Below are 4,373 nucleotides of genomic sequence, written 5' to 3'. Positions count from 1 at the left end.
GGCTCCCAGCGCAATGCGCGGCAAGGCCGTCAGGATGGCGGCCGGCCCGGTCAGCGCGGCCAGGGCAAGCCCGCACCCGGCGGGCAATTCGCCAAGGCAGGCGGCGGGCGCATGGCGATCACCGAAAGCCTCGGCCAGTCGGCGCTGGTCAGGCGCGGCGAGGGGATGTCGGTGCGCGAGGCGACGATCATCGTGGCATTGGTCAACCACCCGGCGCTGATCGACGAGAATTTCGCCCATGTCGAGTTCCTCGACCTCGCCAATTCCGACCTGAGGCGTCTGCACGCCGCCATCCTCGACGCGATGGCGCATAACATGGCCAATGACCGCCACGCCGTGGTGGCGACGATCGAGCGCGCCGGCTGCGCCGAGATCTGGGAGCGCGCCGTCGGCCTGATCAAGCGGGCGCGGCAATGGCCGGCACTTGAGACGGCGGCCCTCGAGGATGCCCGCGACGCTCTGAACCAGGCGTTGCACTTGCAGCGCAGCGCGCGCACCTTACATAAGGAGCTGAAACAGGCGGAAGCGGCCCTCGAAGCGGATCCTTCGGACGAAAACTTCCGCCAGCTGATCGAAATTCAGGCGCAATTTCAGGATGTACAAGCGACGGAAGCGCTGATCGAAGGATTTGGTGTTTCGTCGGGCAGGGCTGGGCGAGCCTAAGTGCATGCGAGCGCGAAATGAAGGCGCGGCCACGCTTCCCCTGGGGGCGAGGCGCGCTAAGTCGGGTAATTGATTCGCTTTTTTCATGCGAATCATGCCAGAGGCGCTTGACCTTCGGACAGAATGGCGGAATCAGGACGATTCGAAACGTTAACCCGCACCCGCGTCGACGGGAAACAAGCGATGCAAGGTACTGGTCACTGGACAGGCGGCCCGCCTGACACAGATATCAGGGTTAATCTGGACTTAATGTATGCCGCCCAAGAGTGGAACCCGGTTTTGGGCAACGGCATGCACCAAACAAAAGAGCGGATGCAGCTCATGGGCCGGGTGAAGCGCGTTTAGAAAAACGGGCGTATCCGATTTGACTGGTCCGACAGCTGACGCGGCCCCCATGGCCGGCCGCTAGGAGAAGATAAAGACTATGGCGACAAAAGAAAAGGAAGAGGTCGAGACCGAACGCGAAGGCGCCACCGATGGGCCCTTGCTCGACCTTTCCGATGATGCTGTCAAGAAGATGATCAAGGCCGCCAAGAAGCGCGGTTATGTCACCATGGACGAGCTGAATTCGGTGCTGCCTTCCGAGGAAGTGACCTCCGAGCAGATCGAGGACACGATGGCGATGCTGTCCGACATGGGCATCAACGTCGTCGAGGATGACGAGCAGGGCGAAGAGGCCGAGGCCGGCGACACAGCCGCCGATGCCGAGGAAGACGCCAACGAGCTTGCCGAGCAGACCGGCACCGCGGTCGCCGCCACCACCACCAAGAAAGAGCCGACCGACCGCACCGACGATCCGGTGCGCATGTATCTGCGCGAAATGGGCTCGGTCGAGCTGCTGTCGCGCGAGGGCGAAATCGCGATCGCCAAGCGCATCGAGGCCGGCCGCGAGACGATGATCGCAGGCCTCTGCGAAAGCCCGCTGACTTTCCAGGCGATCATCATCTGGCGCGACGAGCTCAACGAATCCAAGATCCTGCTGCGCGAGATCATCGACCTCGAAGCCACCTATGCCGGCCCCGAAGCCAAGCAGGCGCCGGTGGTCGAACGTGTCGAGGAAGCGCCCAAGGCCGAGGAAAAGCCGCGCCGCGGACGCGACGATGAAGACGACATCACCAATGTCGGCGCCGACACGCGCGGCATCGGCGACGACGACGAGGAAGACGAGGACGAGGCGAGCCTGTCGCTGGCGGCGATGGAAGCCGAACTGCGCCCGCAGGTGATGGAGACGCTCGACGTCATCGCCGACACCTACAAGAAGCTCAGGAAGCTGCAGGACCAGCAGGTCGAGAACCGGCTGGCCGCCGCCGGCACGCTGTCGCCCAGCCAGGACCGCCGGCTGAAGGAGTTGAAGGACCAGCTGATCAAGGCGGTGAAGTCGCTGTCGCTCAACACGGCGCGCATCGAGGCGCTAGTCGAGCAGCTCTACGACATCAACAAGCGCCTGGTGCAGAACGAGGGCAAGCTTCTGCGCCTCGCCGAAAGCTATGGCGTGCGCCGCGAGGAGTTCCTGAAGGAATATCAGGGCTCCGAACTCGATCCGAACTGGACGCGCTCGATCGCCAACCTGACCTCGCGCGGCTGGAAGGAATTCACCAAGAACGAGAAGGATGCGATCAAGGATCTGCGCGCCGAGATCCAGCACCTGGCCACCGAGACGGCGATCTCGATCCTGGAATTCCGGAAAATCGTCAACCAGGTGCAGAAGGGCGAACGCGAAGCCGCGATCGCCAAGAAGGAAATGGTCGAGGCCAATCTGCGCCTCGTCATCTCGATCGCCAAGAAGTACACCAATCGCGGCCTGCAGTTCCTCGACCTGATCCAGGAAGGCAATATCGGCCTGATGAAGGCGGTCGACAAATTCGAATACCGCCGCGGCTACAAGTTCTCGACCTACGCGACATGGTGGATCCGGCAGGCGATCACGCGTTCGATCGCCGACCAGGCCCGCACCATCCGCATCCCGGTGCACATGATCGAGACGATCAACAAGATCGTGCGCACCTCGCGCCAGATGCTGCACGAGATCGGCCGCGAGCCGACGCCGGAGGAACTGGCCGAAAAGCTCGCCATGCCGCTCGAAAAAGTGCGCAAGGTCCTGAAGATCGCCAAGGAGCCGATCTCGCTCGAAACGCCGGTCGGCGACGAGGAGGATTCGCATCTGGGCGATTTCATCGAGGACAAGATGGCGATCCTGCCGATCGACGCGGCGATCCAGGCCAATCTGCGCGAGACCACCACGCGCGTTCTGGCCTCGCTGACGCCGCGTGAGGAGCGCGTGCTCAGAATGCGCTTCGGCATCGGCATGAACACCGACCACACGCTGGAAGAAGTCGGCCAGCAGTTCTCGGTCACCCGCGAGCGTATCCGCCAGATCGAAGCCAAGGCGCTGCGCAAGCTCAAGCACCCGAGCCGGAGCCGCAAGCTGCGCAGCTTCCTGGACAGCTGAGACCTGCCAATCGCATTGGAAATAAAGGGCGCCACGAGCGCCCTTTTTCATAGCGTGTTCGCTCTTGCGACCCGCGACCTTAGGGAGGATAATTTCGCCTCGGACGCATTTTTCTGGGCGACAACCCCGGAAAGCCCGCCCCGGTCGAGGCCGTGTCGACAGACCCACGGCCTGAGTGCCGTGCTCCGTGGCCCCGGAGGGAGGTGTGCCATGACAAGCTACATCGTGCTGATGAACTGGACCGAGCAGGGCGCCAAGAACGTGCGCGAATCCCCGAAGCGGCTCGACGCCGCCAGGAAGCAACTGGGCGAAATGGGCGGATCGTTCAAGGCGTTCTACCTGACCATGGGCGAGTACGACATGGTGGCGGTGGTCGAGGCGCCCGACGACGCGGTCCTGGCGCGTTTTTCGCTGATGCTGGCGGCGGCCGGCAACATCAGGACGCGGACGATGAAGGCCTTCCCCGAATTCGCCTATCGCGAGATCATCACCTCACTTGGATGATGAGGTTTGCGGACAGCCGGATCAGGTGCCGCCTCAACGGCTCTTGATCCGGCGTGCGTTCCGATAGATTTGACAGCTGCCTCGGGACAGGACGCTTCGCCGTGGAGGCCAAGGAGAGATCGCATGAACAATTTTTCGATACTGGCCGTCGGTCTTGCCTTGATGTCGTCGATGCCCATCGACGCCGGCGCCGCGCAAAAACCGGTCGGCATGGCCAATCCCGCATCGGTTCACTGCGGTGCGATCGGCGGCCGCTTCGTGGTCAGGAAGGACAAGGCCGGCAACGAATACGGGTTTTGCCGCTTGCCCAACGGTCGCCTGTGCGAGGAGTGGGCGCTGTTTCGCGACAACAAATGCGTCGGGCCGAAGGCGGCGATGCGCGGCAAGTGACGCATCGGTTGGACAGCGGCGCAAGCCGTGTCGAGTGGTCTCGTCGATGACATGGCACGCCGCCGTGATAGGGTGAGCCATGCCCGAAGCACATTCCCATTCGCATCTGTGGCCCGGCGTGCCGCTTGCGCTCGGCTCGGCCGCCTTGTTTGGCGCAACGCCGCCGCTGTCCAAACTGCTGCTCGACAGCGTCAGCCCGTTCATGCTGGCGGGTCTGTTATATCTCGGCGCCGGCATTGGCCTAGCTGTGGAGCCTCAACAGGTTGTCCTTGGTCAGGCCCAGGCGACTGATTGGCGGTTTGGACTTTAGGCTCCCGTGCGGACGGTGCCAATTGTACCGATGCAGCCATATGGGCAACTCGGCGGC

The 4,373-nt window shown here is 63.0% G+C and carries 3 protein-coding genes and 3 pseudogenes; 5 read left to right on the top strand and 1 reads right to left on the bottom strand.

The genetic code is table 11. From position 1 onward, the window contains the following. The 5 genes and pseudogenes from O7A61_RS31215 to O7A61_RS31195 all read left to right on the top strand — a co-directional run. Positions 1-663 (top strand): annotated as a pseudogene (locus O7A61_RS31215) (DNA primase); the annotation flags it as partial. Between the two features lie 424 nt (positions 664-1,087). Further along, entirely contained in the window at positions 1,088-3,112 is a 2,025-nt protein-coding gene (gene rpoD, locus O7A61_RS31210; RefSeq protein ID WP_027145766.1) for an RNA polymerase sigma factor RpoD, read from the top strand. 210 nt (positions 3,113-3,322) lie between these two features. Beyond that, positions 3,323-3,616 (top strand): GYD domain-containing protein, encoded by a 294-nt coding sequence (locus tag O7A61_RS31205; RefSeq protein ID WP_140505142.1) that lies wholly within the window; start codon positions 3,323-3,325, stop codon positions 3,614-3,616. Between the two features lie 123 nt (positions 3,617-3,739). Further along, positions 3,740-4,006 carry a putative hemolysin gene (locus O7A61_RS31200; protein ID WP_337133025.1) on the top strand — a complete coding sequence of 89 codons (267 nt, stop codon included), beginning with the start codon at positions 3,740-3,742 and terminating at the stop codon, positions 4,004-4,006. Between the two features lie 79 nt (positions 4,007-4,085). Continuing rightward, a pseudogene (locus tag O7A61_RS31195) lies at positions 4,086-4,256 on the top strand (EamA family transporter); the annotation flags it as partial. Here O7A61_RS31195 and O7A61_RS31190 read toward each other — a convergent pair. Next, positions 4,248-4,373: pseudogene (locus tag O7A61_RS31190) on the bottom strand (IS481 family transposase); the annotation flags it as partial. The pseudogenes O7A61_RS31195 and O7A61_RS31190 overlap by 9 nt on opposite strands.

This window comes from Mesorhizobium sp. Cs1321R2N1, assembly GCF_037179725.1.
GTDB lineage: Bacteria > Pseudomonadota > Alphaproteobacteria > Rhizobiales > Rhizobiaceae > Mesorhizobium > Mesorhizobium salmacidum.
This window is presented reverse-complemented; position numbering and strand designations above follow the sequence as displayed.